We start from the raw sequence: 16,938 nt of genomic DNA on the forward strand, positions 1-16,938 counted from the left end.
GGACGGTCGGGGTCGCCGCCGGGGGTTCAGGGCGCCCGGGCGATCAGGACGGGCTGGAAGAAGCCGGTCTCGCCGGGCTGCGCCCAGCCGGTGTCGGCGAGGCCCGCCTCGGCGGCGAGGCCGCTCAACTGGCCTCGGGTCAGCGCCCAGTAGGTGGAACGGCGGACCGCGACCTGCCACTGCCCGGTGGCGTCCCGCAGCAGCCGGAACAGCTCCAGGTCGTACCGCTCGCCGTCCTCGTGCCACTGCCAGAGCTGGAAGACCACCGATCGTGCGCCGCCGTGCTCGGCCGTCTGCGGCGGGGTGGAGGTCGACCTGGCGCGACGCAACTCGTCGTACGGGCGGGTGGAGACCAGCAGCAGTCCGCCCGGGCGCAGGACCCGGCGCATCTCGCCGAGCGCGGCGCGGACGTCCGCGGTCGAGAGCAGGTGGGGGAGGGCGTTGTCGGCACAGACGACGACGTCGAACCGCCCGTCGGCGAACGGCAGTCCGCGCATGTCGGCGACCGCCGTGGGCAGCCGGAGCCCGCGTGCGGCGGCCTCGGCGGTGGCGCGGGCGACGGAGACCGGGCTGAGGTCGGTGCCGGTGACGCGGTGGCCGAGCGCGGCCAGGCCGATCGCCTGGGTGCCGATGCCGCAGGCGCAGTCCAGCACCTCGGCGGGGCGGTCGCCGAGTCGCGCACGGATCAGGGCGTCCAGCGCGGCGCCCTGGCGGGCGAGCGAGGCGTCCCAGTCGGCGTAGAGCAGGTGGTAGTCGTGGGCGAAGTCGTCGTAGAAACGGCCGAGGGGGGACTGGGTCATGGCGTCGGAGCCTCCGCAGGCAGGGGTGGGAGGAGCGGCGGGCGCGTGGGCGCTGACGGGGGCGACGCGGCGACCTGCCCGTTCGTCAGAGCGATATCCTCGCCCAGGCACACCGGCTCGCAGTACCGGTTTTCGGCGCCGACGAGGGGAGCGGGCGTGGAACGGGTGCCGGACCGAACCGAGTGACCCGACGGCCGTACGCCCGGCCGGGGAACCGGGTGGCCGCATGGAGCGCTCGCCGGGATGATGCGGGCATGCGCACCTTCGAAGAGCTGATCGCCGAGGCCGGGGCCGTGTCCGTGGACGGCTGGGACTTCTCCTGGCTGGACGGCCGGGCGACCGAGGAACGTCCCTCCTGGGGCTACCAGCGGCTGCTGTCCGAGCGGCTGCGCACGGCGACGGCGGCCCTGGACGTCCAGACCGGCGGCGGCGAGGTGCTCGCCGGGGCCCTGCGGCTCGCCGAGCAGCACGGAGGCCGGCCGACCGTCGTGGCGGCCACCGAGTCCTGGCCGCCGAACCTGGCCCGTGCCACGCGGCTGCTGAACCCGCTGGGCGCGGTGGTCGTCTCGGACCCGGACGAGCCGCCGCTGCCCTTCGCCGACGAGGCCTTCGACCTGGTGGGCAGTCGGCACCCGGTACGCGCCTGGTGGACGGAGATCGCCCGGGTGCTGCGGCCCGGCGGCAGCTACGTCGCCCAGCACGTCGGCCCGGCGTCCGTCTTCGAGCTGGTGGAGTACTTCCTCGGTCCGCAGCCGGAGGCGCGGGAGAGCCGCCGCCCCGAAGCCGAGAGTGCCGAGGCCCGGGAGGCGGGGCTGGAGGTGCAGGACCTGCGCTCGGAGCGGCTGCGGATGGAGTTCCGGGACATCGGCGCGGTGGTGTACTTCCTGCGCAAGGTGATCTGGATGGTTCCCGGCTTCACCGTGGCCGCCCACCTGGACCGGCTGCGCGAGCTCGACGAGCGGATCCGCGCCGAGGGGCCGTTCGTGGCCCATTCGGCGCGGTTCCTGATCGAGGCGCGCAAGTAGATCGACCGATCCGGTGTGCCCTCGCCGAGGGCCGGCTACCCGCGCGAAGTCGGACCGGGCGTCTGGGACATCCACTCGCCGTGGCGTCCCCCCGCGACCTCGTCCGGGCCTGCGAACGCGGGCTGATCAGGCTCCGAACGCGGACGGGGCCGCAGCGTACGCGCTGCGGCCCCGGACGCTGGTTCGGTCAGGAGACGGTGACGGCGGTGTCGTCGATCACGAAGCTGGTCTGCAGGGAGCTGGCCTCGGTCAGTTGCCGAGTGTCATGGGCAGCCTGCGCGCAAGGGGCACCAGGGGCTGATGGGCCCTCAACCCCCTTTTGGGGACGGCCGATCGGGCTCGTTGTGCCAGGCGCGCGCGACGACCACGACGGTCCACCCGGCCACCCGGTGCTCCTGGTCCGGCTCGGAGTGGCCGCAGGCCGGGAGCACCGACAGAAGGACCGCTTCCCGGACTGCCCCCGCAACCGAAATCCCGTCCGCGGCGTCTATGCTCATCGACCGTGCTCGATCACGGCGAGCCATGGAGCTTCTTGGGGGAGCAGCCGATGCCCGACCCGGTGGGGTACACCGTCCAGCCCGACGCGCTGGACCAGGTGATTACGGCACTCAACAACGTCGCAACCGACCTGGCCACGGCCAACCAGGCCTACACCGCGCAGAAGCTCTACCAGTCCGCCGACTTCGGCGAGTTCGGCGTGGACCAGGCGTGGGCGGGCTTCGACACCAACTGGGACCAGGAACTGCACGTCACCCAGAGCGCGGTGGCGGAACTGGTCGTGAAGATGTCGGCCACCAGCGCCAACTACCGCGCCACAGAAGCGATGCTCGCGGCGTCGCTGATCCCGGTGCAGGCCCGATGAGCAAGGTCGCGGACCTGCAGAAGGCGCAGCAGGCCGTCACCCACCCCGGCTCCGGCTTCTTCGTCGGACTCGCACTGCTCAAGGCGATCGACCAGGCCCTGGCCGTGGCCGGGCCGGCCGGGAACCCGTGCCTGATCCGCGAGCGGGCCACGGCGTACGCGGAAACCGCCAAGGCCTACGCCAAGGCGTCCACCGACCTCAAGGAGGTCGTCGACAACCGGCTGCCGAACGCCTGGACCGGCTCGGTCGCCGAGAACGCCACCCAGTCCATCCGGGCGCTGGCGAACGAACTGACCGTCTCCCAGAAGTCCCTGGAGCAGGCCGCCACCGAACTGGACGCCTGGGCGGACAGCCTGGAAGGAGCCCAGAGCACCGACGCGCAGGGCGTGACCGCCCTGGAAGGCGTGCAGAAGTCACTCGCCCAGGACGCCTTCGACACCGGCAAGGCCATCGCCGCCATCGAACCCGCCAACGCTGCCGTGGGAACCAGGATCTCGGCCGCCCAGCGGGCGGAGAGCAGCGGCACCCACGCCGCGAGCATGCTCAACCAGCTCGCCGCCAGGGCCCGCACCGAACGCGCCGGACAGGGGCCGATCGATCCTCTCGCGGCGCTGGTGCTGGCGAACGAGAAGGGGCCCGGCGGCGGTGCGGACGGCGACTACATCCTGACGGACGGCCAACTCGACCGCGCCAAGCAGTTCATGTCCGTGATGAACGGCACCGACCAGCTCGCCTTCCAGAAGCTCCTGTCCGACGCCAAGTCACCGGAGGAGGCCGCCTACCTCTGGAAGGCCCTGGCGGCCGGTCACCCGGTGGCCGACGTCCAGCAGTTCGCCGCGCTGATCCACCCGCACGGCGACGACCCGCGGTGGCTGTCCGAGCACCTGGTCCCGGCGCTCGGTTCGGACGCCCTGCAGGAGGAGTCCACCGCCCAGGCGATAAAGCTGAACTACAAGGGCGCCCAGATCATCGACGGCTACGACGTCTACAGCCAGCGCAACATCGGCGACTGCGTCGCCGCCTCCACGGTGGTCGCGAGCCTCAAACTCGACCCGGTGACGATGCTCCAGCTCACCACCGGCAACATGACCGACGTCCCGGGAGCCGACTCGCCCGAGTACTTCAAGCAGCGCCTCCAGCAGCTCTTCATCGGCCAGTACCAGCAGGGTCAGCTGGCCGACGGCAGCCCGAAGGTCTACCCGGAGAACGGCGGTGGGATCGGCCCGAAGGGCAACACGTTCCTCGCCGACCAGAACCTCGGGAAGGCCACGGGCTCGACCTACGAGTACGTCAACCTGGACACCGACGACGACCGGCGCGCGGCCGTCACCCGGATGGAGAAGGCCCTGGACGAGGGCAAGCCGGTGCCGTTCTGCGCCTTCGACGAGGCCAGCAAGGCGGCCGGCAAGGACGGCAGCTACCACCAGATGGTGGTCGTGGCCCGGGACGGCGACCGGTTGCAGGTCTACAACCCGTGGGGCCAGTCGGTGTGGGTGACCGAGGACCAGTTCATCCACAACCACCTGAACGACGGTGGCCTCACCGACTCGGCGAACATCAACCGGCCCTACGGCGTGGAGCTGCCGAAATGACCGACATCCTTCCGGACACCGAACTGATGACCGGCTACGACGTCGAGGCCGCCATCACCCGCGGCCTGCTGATCGGCGGAGTCCCGCGCCGGGTGCTCTTCGGCGAGGCGGCGATCGCCGCCTCCTACCAGGCCGAGGCCCTGCACATCGGCCCCGACCCGCTGGGCGTCCTGGCCCAGTACGTCCGCGCCGGCGGCTTCGCCGGCGCGCTCGGCCTGCCCGAGCCGGTGATCGGCCGGGAACCGGGCGAGCTGGTCCGCGGCTGGCTGCGCGCGGCCGCGGCCGGCGGGGCGGACCTCGGGCGCGAGGTCCTGTTCGCCCGCTGGCTGGCCGAGGTCGCGCTCCTGATCACCATGCGTCGCCGAGTCCGGGAAGAGGGCAACTGATGCGCCGAGTCGTCATCACCGCCGGGGTGGCACTCGCGGCCGCCGCCCTGCTGCTCGGCTCCTACCTCGACGGCTGGTGGTCCGACTCCGGCCCGCCCGGCACCGCGGCCGCCACCGCCACCCGACCACAGGTGGAGGTCCCCCTCCCCGCCGAAGCGTGGAACGCCACCTCCCCGTACCCGCCCAGCACGGTGACCCTGACGGTCGGACAGCAGCTCGGCGTCAGAACGACCGGGGGCGCCCGGCCGAAGAACTGGTACCTCGACTCGGCGGGTGACGGCAGCGTGCTGCGGCCCGGCAAGGACTTCGTCATCAGCCCCTGCCCCACGGACCCGCCCGCAGCAGGCTGCGGCTCCGAGTTCGACCTGACCTTCAGCGCCCTGGCGCCCGGAACCACCACACTGACGTGGTTGTTCGGGGAGGGGGGCTGCCGCGCCGGCGTACCGAAGTACGAGGGCGACCGGTGCGACATCTCCAAGAGCATCCAGGTCACCGTCCGCTGAACACCGCAGGGAACCTCGACGGCACGCCCTCCGGTGTCGTGCGCGCGGCGGCCCGTCAGGGGGGACGCCCCGGTCACGGCTACGCCTGGCTGACCAGGTCCAGGTAGGAGTCGTGCCAGAGGTCCTCGTCGCCGTCCGGCAGGAGGAGGACGCGGTCCGGGCGGAGGGCTTCGATGGCGCCCGGGTCGTGCGTGACCATCACGATCGCGCCCGGGTAGGTGCCGACCGCGCCGAGGACCTCGGTGCGGGAGGCCGGGTCCAGGTTGTTGGTGGGTTCGTCCAGGAGCAGGACGTTGGCACCGGAGTGGACCAGGCCGGCCAGGGCGAGGCGGGTCTTCTCGCCGCCGGAGAGGACGCCGGCGGGCTTGTCGGCGTCGTCGCCGCGGAAGAGGAACGCGCCGAGCACGTGCCGGAGTTCGCCGCCGCCGAGGCCGGGGGCGGCCTGGGCGAGGTTGTCCCGGACACTGCGGGCCGGGTCGAGGGTGTCGTGCTCCTGGGCGAAGTAGCCGAGCCGCAGCCCCGGGCCGGGGACGACCCGGCCGGAGCCGGGGGTCTCGTGCCCGGCGAGGAGCCGCAGCAGGGTGGTCTTGCCGGCGCCGTTGCGGCCGACCAGGCCGATCCGGTCGCCGGGGGCGATGTGCAGGGTGACGTCGGACAGCAGCAGACGGGCGCCAACGCGCACGTCGACACCACGGGTGGTGATCATGGGATAACGCTCCGAAACAGCTGACGGACACACGGGTGGCGTGGAGGCGGGTCCGTCAGCTAGGAGATTCGGGGCGTAGACATGCGGCCAGGGTAGCGGGCACTCCGGAACGGGCGCATCAGGTTTTCCGGCGAACCCGGGCTTCCGGTGAGTCCGGGCTTCCGGTGGGCCCGGGCTTGCCGGGCGAGCCCGGTGTTCAGGCGCCTTTCGCGACGTGCCGCCGGCCCGTCCGCGGAGCGGTTTCGGCCACGGCGCCCGACGGATGGCTTGCGGGGCCGTCTTGTCGCTGCCGCATGGCAGCCGCTTCGATGGCCGGATGGGCCGACACGATCTCGTACTCCTGACCGATCACAGTTCGACCGAAGGCAGCCGGGACGTGCTCGCCACCGCCGCGCGGAAGCTGACCGGCCGGGAGTCCGTCCACATGGACGCCCGGCACTTCATGACCGGCGGCAGCGGCCGGATCGAGGCCGACGACGCCGGCGGGCTGCGGCTGGTGGCGGACGGCCGGGCCGTGACCGCCGACGCGGTGGTCGTCTACGAGATCCCGCCGCACCGGCGTCGCGCGTTCGAGGACTGCCAGCGGCAGTTGCGCGGGTGCGGCGCCCGCTCGCTCGGCACCGACACCGCGGCGTGGCGGGCGGCCACCGAGAAGGACGCCACCGTCGCCAGCTTCGTCCGGGACGGCGTTCCGCACATGCCGAGCGTCGCGCTCTCCCGGCCGAGCCCGGAGGCCGCCGCCGAGGCCTTCGAGGGGCTCGGCGGAGACGTCTGGGCCCGGCCCTGTGTCGGAATGGGCGGCGACGACGTCTTCCACGTCACCACCCACGACCAACTCGCCGCCGCCGCCAGCCACTACGCGCAGACGGGCGCGGACTGGCTGCTCGCCCGCGACGCCCGGAACTTCCTTCCGGACGGCCGTCGCCACCAGTACCGGGTGGTGGTGCTGCACGGCCGCGTGGTCCGCGCGGTCGAGCACGTCCAGGCGGATCCGGACGCGCCCTGCAACGAGAGCCGCGGCGCCGTGTCCACCGTCCTGGATGTCGGTGAACTGCCCGACGGTATAGCCGAATTGGCTGTCTCCGCCACCGCCTCCCTGGGGCTCGACCTCGCGGGCGTGGACCTCGCCGCCGAGAGCGGCGGCGTGGTCTTCGAGGTCAACGTCCACCCCGCCTTCGGCCGGCGCGCCCTGGAGCAGGTGGCGCTGCCGTACGTCGCCGCGCACCTCGCGCGGTAACGCCGGCCGGGGGCAGGGCCGCCGTCCACCCGACTCAGGTTCGGAGCACGGCCGCGAGCACCGACGGACGGAACAGCAGCGACGGCGGCTCGACCAGCGACAGCACCTTGTGGAACGCCTCCGTGACCACCGGGTCGCGGGTGGCACCCGCCAGCACCTTGTCGAGGAAGCGGTGCTGGAGCCTGAGCAGGGCGCCGGAGGGTGCGCCGGTGGTGGTGCCGAAGCGGGCGTCCTCGGCGCAGGACACCATCCACGGGTTCCTGGACGCCGTCGCGATGGCACGCCGTGCGTCCCGGGCCGCGGCGTGCCCGATGCCGCCGTGCCGCAGTGCGGTGCGGCGCAGCGCCTGGGCGCAGAACAGGGCGACGGTGACCCCCTGGCCGTACACCGGGTTGAAGGTGCTCGCGGCGTCGCCGACCACCACCAGGCCGTCCGGGCAGTCGCGTTCGTAGTGCCGGCGCACGCCCGGGCCAGGGAGGAAGCCGCGGATCTCGCCCGCCGGTTCGGCGTCCCGCAGGGCGTCGCGCAGGAGCGGATCGCGCAGTCCGGCCAGGTGCCTGGTGAACCCCTCCTCGCCGGGCCCGGGTTCGGAGCCGCGCATCCCGGCGAGGCTGACGATCCAGCGGTCGCCCTCGACCGGCAGCAGCACGCCCATCCGCGGCGCGTCCGGGGCCCTGGTCTGCAGGTAGACGGCCTGGCCGCCGAGGTCGGCCCCGGCGGGGCGGTGGAACAGCCGGGAGGAGTACGCGACGCCCGCGTCCACCCGCTCCTCGGGCACCGGGCGACAGCCGAGCTCCGTCAGCCACTTCGGCACGGAGGTCGAGCGGCCCGCCGCGTCCACCACCAACTCGGCCGCGACGTCGCGGACTTCGCCGCGCTCAGGGCCCCGCTCCCGGACCTGCACGCCGGTCACGGCCCCGGCCGAGCCGAGCAGGCCGACCACGTCGGTGCCCGCCAGGAACTCGATCGAGGCCTCGGTGCGGACCCGGTCCAGGACGAGCTGGTCCAGCACCGGCCGGGTGCAGGAGAGGAAGGCGATCCGGGCGGGGTACTCGGCCATCCACCCGGCGGAGCTGAGCCACCTGACCTCCGAGGCGGCCACCCGGAGCGCGCCCGCGGCCGCCAGTTCCTGCTTGATCCCGGGCATCATCTCCTCCAGCGCCCGGTGCCCGGCCTCCAGCACCAGGTGCGCGTGCCGCCCCTGCGGCACACCGGCCCGGAACGCCGCCTGCGCCGGGTAGTGGTCCCGCTCCACCACGAGGATCCGCTCGGCGTAGCCGCGCAGCGCCCACGCCGCCGCCAGCCCGGCCAGCCCGCCGCCGATCACCACCGCGGTGCCCCGCCCCGGGGCCCTGTCCGAAGAAGTCATGACACGTAGCGTAGTGGCGCGGGGGGTGCTGCGTAATCGCTTCGGCCGGACGAACACCCCTGCGCGGGGCGGCCGTTGAGAACCGGCCGGGCCTGACCGGATTCGGCCGGGGAGACGCCCGCGCGGTGGACCGGGGGCGGCGGCTGGCCTTGCCGGGTTGCTTGGCCGAGCTGCTTAACCGAGCTGCTCGTACTCGACGTCCGGGTCTGACTGGCGCCGGTACTCGACGTGCAGCCGGACGGTGCCGTCCGGTCCGGCCAGCGCGGCGAGCGGGACGCGGCCGGCCGGGAGCGGGCGCGGATGCGGCCACTGCTGGGCGAGGACGGCGAGCGCGGTGCCGCCGGCGTCGCGCACCACCCAGGTGGCCCGGCCGCCGCCGATCAGCGGTAGCCGGGGCCGGGGGAGGCCGAGGGCGGTGAGGGCCGCCGGGAGGTCGAGGTCGTCCGGGAGGGTGACTGCCGCGCCGTGCGGGGCGTCGGCGTCGTCCCCGGCCGCGACGCTGTCCCGGGTGAGTTGGATAAGCATGACGCGAGGATAGGGCTCGGCGACGGCCCTCAGCGGACCAGCCGCCCTCACCCGCGTGCCGGATTGACAACGGCCGTTGCCGTACCGGCAAATGGCAGGCATGGCCGACGAAGAGTTCGAGAACGTCCTCACCACGGTGGGCCCCCGGCTGCGGGCCCTGCGCCGGGAGCGCGGCACCACGCTCGCCAAACTGGCCGCCGCGACGGGGATCTCGCTCAGCACCCTGTCCCGGCTGGAGTCCGGGCAGCGCAAGCCGACGCTGGAGCTGCTGCTCCCGCTGGCCCGCGAGTACCGGGTGCCGTTGGACGAGCTGGTCGGGGCACCGGCCACCGGCGACCCCCGGATCCACCCGCGTCCGGTGTCCAGGAACGGTCAGACGATCATTCCGCTCACCCGCCACCTCGGCGGAATGCACGCCTTCAAGCACATCGTCCCGCCGGGCCGGAACACCGAGCCGCAGCTGGAGTTGAAGGTGCACGAGGGCTACGAGTGGCTGTACGTGCTGTCCGGCCGCCTGCGCCTGGTGCTCGGTGCGCGCGACCTGGTGCTGACGGCGGGTGAGGCCGCCGAGTTCGACACCCGTACTCCGCACGCGTTCGGCAACGTCGGTCCGCACCCGGTCGAGTTCCTGAGCCTGTTCGGGCCGCAGGGCGAGCGCATGCACGTCCGGGCGCGCCCGGGAACCTCTGTTCGGTAGGTTCGTTCCTGACAGGGGGTCTTCCATGGGGCTCCCGTCGGGCGGTCGGGAGGGGCCGAGTTCATGAGTGTGCAGCAGAGCGCAGAGTCCGGCGAGAGCGGCGGAGCAGGGGAACGAGGGCGCGCCGGAGGCGGCCGGGCGGAGGGCGAACCGGGTCCGGAGCCGGGTGCGGAGCCGGGCGGGGAGTCGGCCGCGGAGCCGCGTGCGGAATCGGCCGCGGAGGCCGGTGCGGAGACGAAGCGCCCGCGGAAGAAGCGCCCGTTCTGGCAGGAGCTGCCGATCCTGCTCGTGGTCGCGCTGCTGCTCTCGCTCGGCATCAAGACCTTCTTCGTGCAAGCCTTCTCCATCCCCTCCGGCTCGATGGAGCAGACCCTGGCGATCGGCGACCGGGTGCTGGTCGACAAGTTCACCCCGTGGTTCGGCGCGGAGCCCGAGCGCGGGGAGGTGGTGGTCTTCCGCGACCCGGGCGGCTGGCTGGAGGGCGTGCCGACGAGCTACGACGACTCCTTCATGGGCACCGTCCAGAAGGCGCTCAGCACCGTCGGCCTGATGCCTTCGGCGGATGAGAAGGACCTGATCAAGCGGGTGATCGCGGTCGGCGGGGACACCGTCGAGTGCGAGGCGGGCAGCCCGCTCAGGGTGAACGGCGTCGCGCTGGACGAGCCGTACCTGTTCCCCGGCTCGAAGCCGTGCGACGACGACCCGGTCGGCACCGTCACCGTGCCCAAGGGCAAGCTCTGGGTGATGGGTGACCACCGCAACAACTCGCGGGACTCCCGCTGGCACCACAACCAGGCCGGCGACGGCTTCGTGCCGGTGGACAACGTGGTCGGCCGGGCGTTCGTGGTGGCCTGGCCGCTGTCGGACTGGTCCACCCTGCCCGTCCCGGACACCTTCGACAAGGTGCCGGCCGGTGCGGCCGGTGCGCCGTCCGAAGCGCCGTCGGTGCCGGATGTGCTCGCGCTGGCCGGGGTCGTGCCGGTCGCGCTGTGGCGGGGGCGGTCGGCGGATGGGGCGGCGGTGCGCAGGAGGTGGGCGCGCAAGGGCCGTTGAGCGCGGCGGGTCCGTGGCCGAGCCCGGCGGGCCCGCGGCTCAGCCCGGGGAGCGCGGCCTGAGCGGATCGGGTCGGCCGGCTTCGGCGGAACTCCTCCCGCCCGTCTCTACACGCCTGTAGAGTCCCGGGGACGAGCTGCACCCTGGCCCTTGCGGCCGTCCCGACCGGGCGGCCGCGGCCGGGGGCCGGACCGGGAGGCGGAGCCGTGATGGAGAGTCAGTGCGGTCCCCGGGGCGCCGAGGAGCGTGCGGACCCGGCGGACCCGGCGATGCCGGTGGTGCCGGTGGACCTGGACGTCCGGTGGGTCTACCAGCCGGTCGAGGTGGACCTCGGCGACGGCGCCTGGGCCCTCGGCCGGATCAGCGGCTGGTGGCAGGACGCCGCCGGTCAGCGATGGTGCCGGCTGCGGATCGGCCGCAGCGGGCAGCCCGCCCGCTGGGAGCGCTTCGACCCGGCACGGATGCTCCTGCTCCCCGTCTCCGGGCTCTGAGCGGCCCCGTCGAACCCGCTCCGAATCCGCCTGCTGCCCGCCGCCGTCCCGCCTGGAGCCGCAGGTGGCTCGGCTCGCGCGCGTGTGGCCTGCTCCCGCTCAGCCGTACGAGACGTTGGCGCAGGGGTCGTCGTCCGCCGAGCGGGCGGCGCCGCTGACGCTGGTGGGCAGCGGGGCGGGGGCGGTGGCTGCGCCGCCGGGCGCGGGGGTGGTGGCGGTCGCCGGGTTGGCGGCCGCGAAGTCGTGGCCGAGGACGACGGCGAGGCCCCGGCCGCCGGGCTGGACGGTCGCCCCCGGGAACAGCTTGGCGACCGCCTCGGCGGAGCCGCGCTCGCCCGTGCCGTACTCGACGACGGTGGTACTGCGGGGCTTTCCGGTCGCGTTGCCGACGGTGGTGACGGTGTAGCCGGCGCCCTTGACAGCCTCCGCGGCCTTGCCGCCGAGCCCGTTCTCGCCGGTGCCGTTGAGCACCGAGACCTTGACCCCGGCGGCCTTGGCGTCCGGCGCGGTGGTCGGGGCGGGCGTGGCCTCGGCGGTGGGGGCGGCGGAGCCGGTGTCGCCCGGGGCGCTGGCGTCCTGGCCGTCGATGGTGCGGTCGGCCTTGAGCGCGGCCCAGAGCTGGTCCACGTCCGGGTGGACCAGGGCGACCCGCGGCCCGTCGTAACGCCAGGGTGCGGTCAGGAACTTGACGTCGTGCAGGTCCACGTCCTTGATGGACATGGCGAAGTCGAGCAGTTTGGCCGCCGAGCCGAGGTCGGGGTCGACGGTCAGTGACTTGGTGGCCGCGTCGGCGAGGGGCAGCAGGGTGGTCGGGTCCATGCCGCGGGACTTGACCTCCTTGATGAGAGAGGAGAGGAAGGCCTGCTGGCGCTTGGTGCGGCCGATGTCGGAGCCGTCGCCGATGCCGTGGCGCACCCGGACGTAGTCGAGCGCGGCCTGGCCCTGGACCTTCTGCTTGCCCTTGGCGAAGATGAGTTTGCCCTTGTGGCCCAGGTTCGGGTTGAGGTCTCCCTCGTGGATCTCGTTCGGCAGGCAGACCTCGACGCCGCCGACCGCCGTGGTCATCGAGGCGAAGCCGTTGAAGTCGACCACCATGGTGTGGTCGACGCGCAGATTGGTCAGCTTCTCGACGGCGTTCTGGGTGCACGCCGGGTTGCCCTGTTCGGTGTTGCCCACGGAGAAGGCGCTGTTGAACATCACGTTGGTCTGCGGCTTGGTCCAGGTGCCGTTGGGGAGCTTGCAGGGCGGGATGTTGACCAGGGAGTCGCGGGGGATGGAGATGCCGACGGCGTGTTTGTGGTCGGCGTACACGTGCAGCAGGATCGCGGTGTCCGAGCGGGCGCCGCCGTCCCCGCCGCCGCCCAGGTCGCTGTTGCCGTTGCCGCGGCTGTCCGAGCCGATCAGCAGGACGTTGACCGGGGTGCGGCCCTGGGCGTCCGGGGCGGCTGCGTCGGGGCGGTCCTTGCTGACGGCGTCGCGGTCGAAGGTGCTGATGTTGCTGTTCAGGCGGTAGTAGAGGGCGCCGCCGGCGAGGAGCAGGAGCGAGGTGCAGCCGGCGGTCACCCAGAGCACTTTCTGCTTGGTGCTGCGCTTGGGCTTCTTCTTGGCCCGGCCGGCCGGGCGGCCGTCCGCTGTGGCCTTCGCGCCCCTGGCACCCCTGCCGCCATGGGCCCCTCTGGCACTCCTGGTGCCCGTGGCATCCTTGGCGCCGTTGGCGTCTCCGGTGGCCGGTTCGCCCGCTATGCCCTGTTCCGGGATGCTCTGTCGGCCTGCCGCCCGACGTCCGCCGGCCCGGTGCGGCGAAATCCCGGCTTCGGGGGAACCCTTGCGGCCAGACACGTCGTCATCCTCCACAGTTGCCACGGAGCCCCCGCCGAAGCGGTGGGCTGGCGAGGCCCGGGGCCGGAGCCGATCCGGGCGAGGCCCGTCGCTAAACTTTTACACCGCTGTAGAACTTCAGTGGAGCATACTAGGCGCAGATGAGAAAACCGGCTGGTCAGACCATGAGAAATTGCTTTGACCTCGCCCGTCCGCGCCGCCCTGAAACCCGCACGAGGAGCACGATGACTCACCGGATCGCACGTTCGATAGCCGGCGCCCTGGTGGCCCTGCTGGCCGCCGTCGGCCTGACCGCCGCGGCGTCGAGCGCGACGGCGGTGGCCGCACCCCGAACCGTCGCGGCCGCCCCGGCCTCCGCGACTACCGCGACTACCGCGAACACCGCCGACCGCCTCGCAGCAGGGGCGGCCCCCGCGTCGGTCGCCGCGTCGAGTGCCCCCTCGACCGCCGACGCCGCGCAACTCGCGGCCAAGGACGGGAAGAAGAAGGGCTTCTTCGCCAAGCTCGGCAAGTTCCTGCTGGTCGTGGTCATCCTGATCATCCTCTTCTTCGTGCTGCTGATCGTCGGGATCGTCTACGCCGCGAAGCGGATCTTCAGCCGCCGCCGGTAGGCGAGCGGGGCCCGACGCCCCGGGCGGCGCCCGAACGGCCGCCCGGAGCGGGCCACTCGGAGGTGATTGGCCCTGGTCAGGGTGGTCTGACCGCCCGGAAGATGGGCGGCATGAGCGACTTCCACCGCCCCGAGACCCCGGACCGCCGGCACTCCGAGAGCCCGGACCGGCTGCGCCCCGAGAGCCGGATCGTCCACCCGCCGCTCGCCGAGGCCGTCGGCAGCCGGCTGCTGGGCGTACCGCTGTACCAGAGCCACCTCTTCGCCTTCGACACCAGTGACGCCCTCTCACGGGCGTTCGAGGGACCGGACGGTGCGTACTTCTACAACCGCTACGGAAACCCGACCGTCCGCTCGCTGGAGGACGCCGTCGCCGACCTCGAAGGCGGCACCGGCGCCGTCGCCACCGCCTCCGGCATGGGCGCGATCAACACCGTGCTGCTCGCCCTGCTGCGCGCCGGCGACCACGTGATCGCCCAGCGGAGCCTGTACGGCGGCACCGTCGGCCTGCTGGCCGACCTCGCCGAGCGGCGGGGCGTCGAGGTCACCTACGTGGGCGGCGACGACCCGGCCGAGGTCGAGGCCGCACTGCGGCCGGAGACCCGGGTGCTGTACCTGGAGACCGTCTCCAACCCGGTCACCCGGGTCACCGACCTGCCCGGCCTGATCGCCGTCGGCTGGCGGGCGGGCGTGGTGAGCGTGGTCGACAACACCTTCGCGACCCCGCTGCTGTGCCGCCCGATCGAGCACGGCGCGGACATCGTCATCCACTCCGCGACCAAGTACCTGGGCGGCCACTCGGACGTCCTCGTCGGGATCGCCGTCTTCGCCGACCAGGAGCTGCACCGCGAGGTCTGGCGGTACTCCCTCGAACTCGGCGCCTCGGTCGACCCGTTCGCCGCCTGGCTGACCGTGCGCGGCCTGCAGACCCTCGCCCTGCGGGTCCGCCGGCACTGCGACACCGCCCTCGACCTGGCCGGCCGCCTCGCCGCCCACCCCGCGGTCACCGCCGTCCACTACCCGGGCCTGCCCTCCCACCCCGACCACGAGCGGGCCCGCCGCCTCCTCCCCGACGGCCACGGCGGCGTGCTCGCCTTCGACCTCGCCGGCGGGCGCGAGGCGGCCCGGGCCTTCACCGAGTCCGTCCGCCTCGCGTCGCTGGCGCCGTCGCTGGGCGGGGTGCACAGCCTGGTGCTGCACCCGGCGAGTACGTCCCACCGGCAGCTGTCGGACGAGGAGTTGGCGGCGGCCGGGATCGGCGCCGGGTTGGTGCGGATGTCGGTCGGGATCGAGCATCCGGAGGACATCTGGGCGGACGTCGAGCAGGCGCTGGCGAAGCTCTGAGCCTCGGCGACGACGGCGGCGGTGACAGCGGCGACGGCGGTGACAGCGGCGGCGACGACGGAGGCCCGTCAGCGCGGCTTGGCCCGGGCGGCGAGGACGGCGATGTCGTCCTCGGCGGTGGGCGCCGGGGGTGGGGCGAGGGCGTGGAGGACGGCGTCCAGCAGGTCGTCGAGGTCACCGGTGGCGGGCAGCCGGAGCGCGGCGAGGCGCGCCAGGGAGACGTCGATGTCCTCGCCCCGGCGTTCGACCAGGCCGTCCGTGTAGAGCAGCAGGGTCTGGCCGGGGGTGAGCGGGTGGGTGGTCTGCTCGTAGCCGCCGAGGCCGGTGCCGAGCGGCGGGCCGGTGGGGACGCGGAGCAGTTCGGTCGGGCGGTCGGGAGCGATCAGGGCGGGCGGCAGGTGGCCCGCGCTGGAGAGGGTCCACCGGCCACGGCCCGGGTCTGCGAGGGCCAGCAGGCAGGTCGCGGGGCGGGCGGAGTCGTCCGCGGAGATGACGGTGTCGAGCTGGCGCAGGATCCGGTGCGGGGGCAGGTCCATCCCGGCGGTGTCGCGCAGGGCGGAGCGGTAGTGGCTCATGTCGACGGCGGCCTCGACGCCGTGCCCCATGACGTCGCCCATCGCGAGCAGGGTGCGGCCGAACGGCAGCCTGACCGTCTCGTACCAGTCGCCGCCGACCACCGTGCTGCTGCCGGAGGGCAGGTAACGGGAGGCGAGGGCGAGGTTCTGGTGCGGGTTGCCGGGTTCGCTGAGCAGGGCCCGTTGGAGCTCCAGGGCGATGCCCTGGGAGCGGGTGTAGCGGCGGGAGTGGTCGACGGCGGCGGCGGCCCGGGCGGCGAGGTCGCCGAGCAGGGCGGCCTCGTCGGCGGTGAAGGGCGGGGTGGCGGCGGTGCGACCGAGGGTGAGCAGGCCGACCAGGCGGCCGCGGGCGGCGAGCGGCAGGACGAGCAGTGAGGCGGTGCCGGCGGGGCAACTGTCCCCGGGACCGGGCTCGGTGAGCACGGCGATGCCGCCGGTGAGGCTGCGGGCGGCGGCCGAGCCCTCCCGGTGCCGAATCGATTCGCCCGGCCGGGGCAGGTCAACCAGGGCGGCGGTCAGGGCGGGGACGGACCGGGCGGCTGCGCGGTGCAGGCGCTGGGGCGCGCCGTGCCCGGGCCGGGCGGGTTCGGCCTCGGGCGGCAGGACGTCGACGGTGGCGACGTCGGCGAGGCCGGGCACGGCGAAGGCGGCGAGTTCGGCGCAGGTGGTGCCGATGTCGAGGGTGGTCCCGATCCGCTCGGTGGCGGCGTCGAGCAGGGCGAGCCGGGCCCGGGCCCGTTCGAGCTCGTGGAACTGCTCGCGCGCCGGGTCGGGGTCGTCCAGGACGACGACGATCACACCGGTGGTGCGGTCGGCGTGCCGCAGCGGCCGGTAGCGCACCCGCAGACCGGGCGGGACGGGGTGGCCCGCGCCGCCCGGGCCGCCCAGGCCATCGGTGGTCTGCTCGCGGTCGTGCCCGTCGGCCAACAGCCGGCGCAGGACGGCGGCGGCCCCGGCGAAGGCGGTGGCCTCGACCGGGCGGCCGAGCAGGTCGGCGCGACGCAGGCCGGTGGCGGTGACGAAGGCGGGGTTCACGTACTGCCAGCGAAGCTCCCCGTCGAGCACGGCGACGCCGACCGGGGCGGCGGCGAGGACCGCGCGGAGCAGATCGGAATCGTCGCCCCGGTCGGCGTCGCCCTGGTCGCTGCCGTGGTCACCGCCGTGGTCACTGCCGTGGTCATCCCCGTGGTGGCCGCCGGTGATCGCGCCGAACCTCGCGGCGAGAGCAGCCGCCGTCGCCGCCAGCGACCGGGTGCCCGGGGTCGCGGGCCGCGGGCCCTCTGCTCCGTTGCCGTGCCGGAAGTGCATACGCCCATGATCACGC

At 73.7% G+C, this 16,938-nt stretch carries 16 protein-coding genes and 1 pseudogene; 11 read left to right on the top strand and 6 right to left on the bottom strand.

What is annotated here, in order from left to right; all coding sequences use genetic code 11:
• Positions 1-26 precede the first annotated feature (26 nt).
• The gene (locus AC0B61_RS26595) at positions 27-800 is read right to left on the bottom strand and encodes a class I SAM-dependent methyltransferase (RefSeq protein WP_471743319.1); all 774 of its coding nucleotides are present in this window, start codon (positions 798-800) and stop codon (positions 27-29) included.
• 254 nt (positions 801-1,054) lie between these two features.
• On the opposite strand from AC0B61_RS26595, the gene AC0B61_RS26600 reads away from it, so the two are divergent.
• The 5 genes from AC0B61_RS26600 to AC0B61_RS26620 all read left to right on the top strand — a co-directional run bounded on the left by AC0B61_RS26600 (position 1,055) and on the right by AC0B61_RS26620 (position 5,168).
• A complete protein-coding gene (locus tag AC0B61_RS26600) occupies positions 1,055-1,825 on the top strand; it encodes a class I SAM-dependent methyltransferase (protein ID WP_471743320.1) in 771 nt (256 codons plus the stop codon).
• Positions 1,826-2,372: 547 nt separating this feature from the next.
• The gene (locus AC0B61_RS26605) at positions 2,373-2,687 is read left to right on the top strand and encodes a hypothetical protein (protein WP_471743322.1); all 315 of its coding nucleotides are present in this window, start codon (positions 2,373-2,375) and stop codon (positions 2,685-2,687) included.
• Positions 2,684-4,279 (top strand): hypothetical protein, encoded by a 1,596-nt coding sequence (locus AC0B61_RS26610; protein ID WP_471743324.1) that lies wholly within the window; start codon positions 2,684-2,686, stop codon positions 4,277-4,279. The genes AC0B61_RS26605 and AC0B61_RS26610 overlap by 4 nt, the downstream gene beginning before the upstream one ends.
• Positions 4,276-4,665, top strand: coding sequence for a hypothetical protein (locus AC0B61_RS26615; RefSeq protein WP_471743326.1), 390 nt, complete (start codon positions 4,276-4,278; stop codon positions 4,663-4,665). The genes AC0B61_RS26610 and AC0B61_RS26615 overlap by 4 nt, the downstream gene beginning before the upstream one ends.
• Positions 4,665-5,168, top strand: a complete 504-nt coding sequence (locus AC0B61_RS26620; RefSeq protein WP_471743327.1) for a hypothetical protein — start codon at positions 4,665-4,667, stop codon at positions 5,166-5,168. The genes AC0B61_RS26615 and AC0B61_RS26620 overlap by 1 nt, the downstream gene beginning before the upstream one ends.
• 79 nt (positions 5,169-5,247) lie before the next feature.
• Here AC0B61_RS26620 and AC0B61_RS26625 read toward each other — a convergent pair.
• A pseudogene (locus AC0B61_RS26625) lies at positions 5,248-5,841 on the bottom strand (ATP-binding cassette domain-containing protein); the annotation flags it as partial.
• Between the two features lie 349 nt (positions 5,842-6,190).
• Between AC0B61_RS26625 and AC0B61_RS26630 the strand changes: the two are divergent.
• Positions 6,191-7,111 carry an ATP-grasp domain-containing protein gene (locus AC0B61_RS26630; RefSeq protein WP_471743329.1) on the top strand — a complete coding sequence of 307 codons (921 nt, stop codon included), beginning with the start codon at positions 6,191-6,193 and terminating at the stop codon, positions 7,109-7,111.
• A 34-nt stretch (positions 7,112-7,145) separates the two neighbouring features.
• Here AC0B61_RS26630 and AC0B61_RS26635 read toward each other — a convergent pair whose 3' ends face one another.
• The gene (locus AC0B61_RS26635) at positions 7,146-8,480 is read right to left on the bottom strand and encodes an NAD(P)/FAD-dependent oxidoreductase (protein ID WP_471743331.1); all 1,335 of its coding nucleotides are present in this window, start codon (positions 8,478-8,480) and stop codon (positions 7,146-7,148) included.
• A gap of 174 nt (positions 8,481-8,654) precedes the next feature.
• Entirely contained in the window at positions 8,655-9,005 is a 351-nt protein-coding gene (locus AC0B61_RS26640; RefSeq protein ID WP_471743333.1) for a hypothetical protein, read from the bottom strand.
• A gap of 100 nt (positions 9,006-9,105) precedes the next feature.
• Between AC0B61_RS26640 and AC0B61_RS26645 the strand changes: the two genes are divergently transcribed.
• The 3 genes from AC0B61_RS26645 to AC0B61_RS26655 all read left to right on the top strand — a co-directional run bounded on the left by AC0B61_RS26645 (position 9,106) and on the right by AC0B61_RS26655 (position 11,246).
• Complete coding sequence (locus AC0B61_RS26645) at positions 9,106-9,702, top strand: helix-turn-helix domain-containing protein (protein WP_471743335.1); 597 nt, start codon at positions 9,106-9,108, stop codon at positions 9,700-9,702.
• 63 nt (positions 9,703-9,765) lie between these two features.
• Entirely contained in the window at positions 9,766-10,755 is a 990-nt protein-coding gene (gene lepB, locus AC0B61_RS26650; RefSeq protein ID WP_471743337.1) for a signal peptidase I, read from the top strand.
• A 206-nt stretch (positions 10,756-10,961) separates the two neighbouring features.
• Positions 10,962-11,246, top strand: coding sequence for a hypothetical protein (locus AC0B61_RS26655; RefSeq protein ID WP_471743339.1), 285 nt, complete (start codon positions 10,962-10,964; stop codon positions 11,244-11,246).
• A gap of 99 nt (positions 11,247-11,345) precedes the next feature.
• Here the strand turns inward: AC0B61_RS26655 and AC0B61_RS26660 are convergent, their stop codons facing one another.
• Positions 11,346-13,085: an LCP family protein gene (locus tag AC0B61_RS26660; protein WP_471743341.1), complete on the bottom strand. Its 1,740-nt coding sequence runs from the start codon at positions 13,083-13,085 to the stop codon at positions 11,346-11,348.
• Positions 13,086-13,309: 224 nt separating this feature from the next.
• On the opposite strand from AC0B61_RS26660, the gene AC0B61_RS26665 reads away from it, so the two are divergent.
• The gene (locus AC0B61_RS26665; protein ID WP_471743343.1) at positions 13,310-13,696 is read left to right on the top strand and encodes a hypothetical protein; all 387 of its coding nucleotides are present in this window, start codon (positions 13,310-13,312) and stop codon (positions 13,694-13,696) included.
• Between the two features lie 110 nt (positions 13,697-13,806).
• Positions 13,807-15,039: a trans-sulfuration enzyme family protein gene (locus AC0B61_RS26670; RefSeq protein ID WP_471743345.1), complete on the top strand. Its 1,233-nt coding sequence runs from the start codon at positions 13,807-13,809 to the stop codon at positions 15,037-15,039.
• 68 nt (positions 15,040-15,107) lie between these two features.
• Here the strand turns inward: AC0B61_RS26670 and AC0B61_RS26675 are convergent, their stop codons facing one another.
• Positions 15,108-16,922, bottom strand: coding sequence for a SpoIIE family protein phosphatase (locus AC0B61_RS26675; RefSeq protein ID WP_471743346.1), 1,815 nt, complete (start codon positions 16,920-16,922; stop codon positions 15,108-15,110).
• Between the last annotated feature and the right edge of the window lie 16 nt (positions 16,923-16,938).

The sequence above is a fragment of the Kitasatospora sp. NPDC023385 genome (assembly GCF_055664045.1).

What these genes read in the sequence shown, in the direction of transcription:
- AC0B61_RS26595 (WP_471743319.1), bottom strand. Translation starts at nt 800, where the DNA reads ATGACCCAGTCCCCCCTCGGCCGTTTCTACGACGACTTCGCCCACGAC.
- AC0B61_RS26600 (WP_471743320.1), top strand. Translation starts at nt 1,055, where the DNA reads ATGCGCACCTTCGAAGAGCTGATCGCCGAGGCCGGGGCCGTGTCCGTG.
- AC0B61_RS26605 (WP_471743322.1), top strand. Translation starts at nt 2,373, where the DNA reads ATGCCCGACCCGGTGGGGTACACCGTCCAGCCCGACGCGCTGGACCAG.
- AC0B61_RS26610 (WP_471743324.1), top strand. Translation starts at nt 2,684, where the DNA reads ATGAGCAAGGTCGCGGACCTGCAGAAGGCGCAGCAGGCCGTCACCCAC.
- AC0B61_RS26615 (WP_471743326.1), top strand. Translation starts at nt 4,276, where the DNA reads ATGACCGACATCCTTCCGGACACCGAACTGATGACCGGCTACGACGTC.
- AC0B61_RS26620 (WP_471743327.1), top strand. Translation starts at nt 4,665, where the DNA reads ATGCGCCGAGTCGTCATCACCGCCGGGGTGGCACTCGCGGCCGCCGCC.
- AC0B61_RS26630 (WP_471743329.1), top strand. Translation starts at nt 6,191, where the DNA reads ATGGGCCGACACGATCTCGTACTCCTGACCGATCACAGTTCGACCGAA.
- AC0B61_RS26635 (WP_471743331.1), bottom strand. Translation starts at nt 8,480, where the DNA reads ATGACTTCTTCGGACAGGGCCCCGGGGCGGGGCACCGCGGTGGTGATC.
- AC0B61_RS26640 (WP_471743333.1), bottom strand. Translation starts at nt 9,005, where the DNA reads ATGCTTATCCAACTCACCCGGGACAGCGTCGCGGCCGGGGACGACGCC.
- AC0B61_RS26645 (WP_471743335.1), top strand. Translation starts at nt 9,106, where the DNA reads ATGGCCGACGAAGAGTTCGAGAACGTCCTCACCACGGTGGGCCCCCGG.
- lepB (WP_471743337.1), top strand. Translation starts at nt 9,766, where the DNA reads ATGAGTGTGCAGCAGAGCGCAGAGTCCGGCGAGAGCGGCGGAGCAGGG.
- AC0B61_RS26665 (WP_471743343.1), top strand. Translation starts at nt 13,310, where the DNA reads ATGACTCACCGGATCGCACGTTCGATAGCCGGCGCCCTGGTGGCCCTG.
- AC0B61_RS26670 (WP_471743345.1), top strand. Translation starts at nt 13,807, where the DNA reads ATGAGCGACTTCCACCGCCCCGAGACCCCGGACCGCCGGCACTCCGAG.
- AC0B61_RS26675 (WP_471743346.1), bottom strand. Translation starts at nt 16,922, where the DNA reads ATGCACTTCCGGCACGGCAACGGAGCAGAGGGCCCGCGGCCCGCGACC.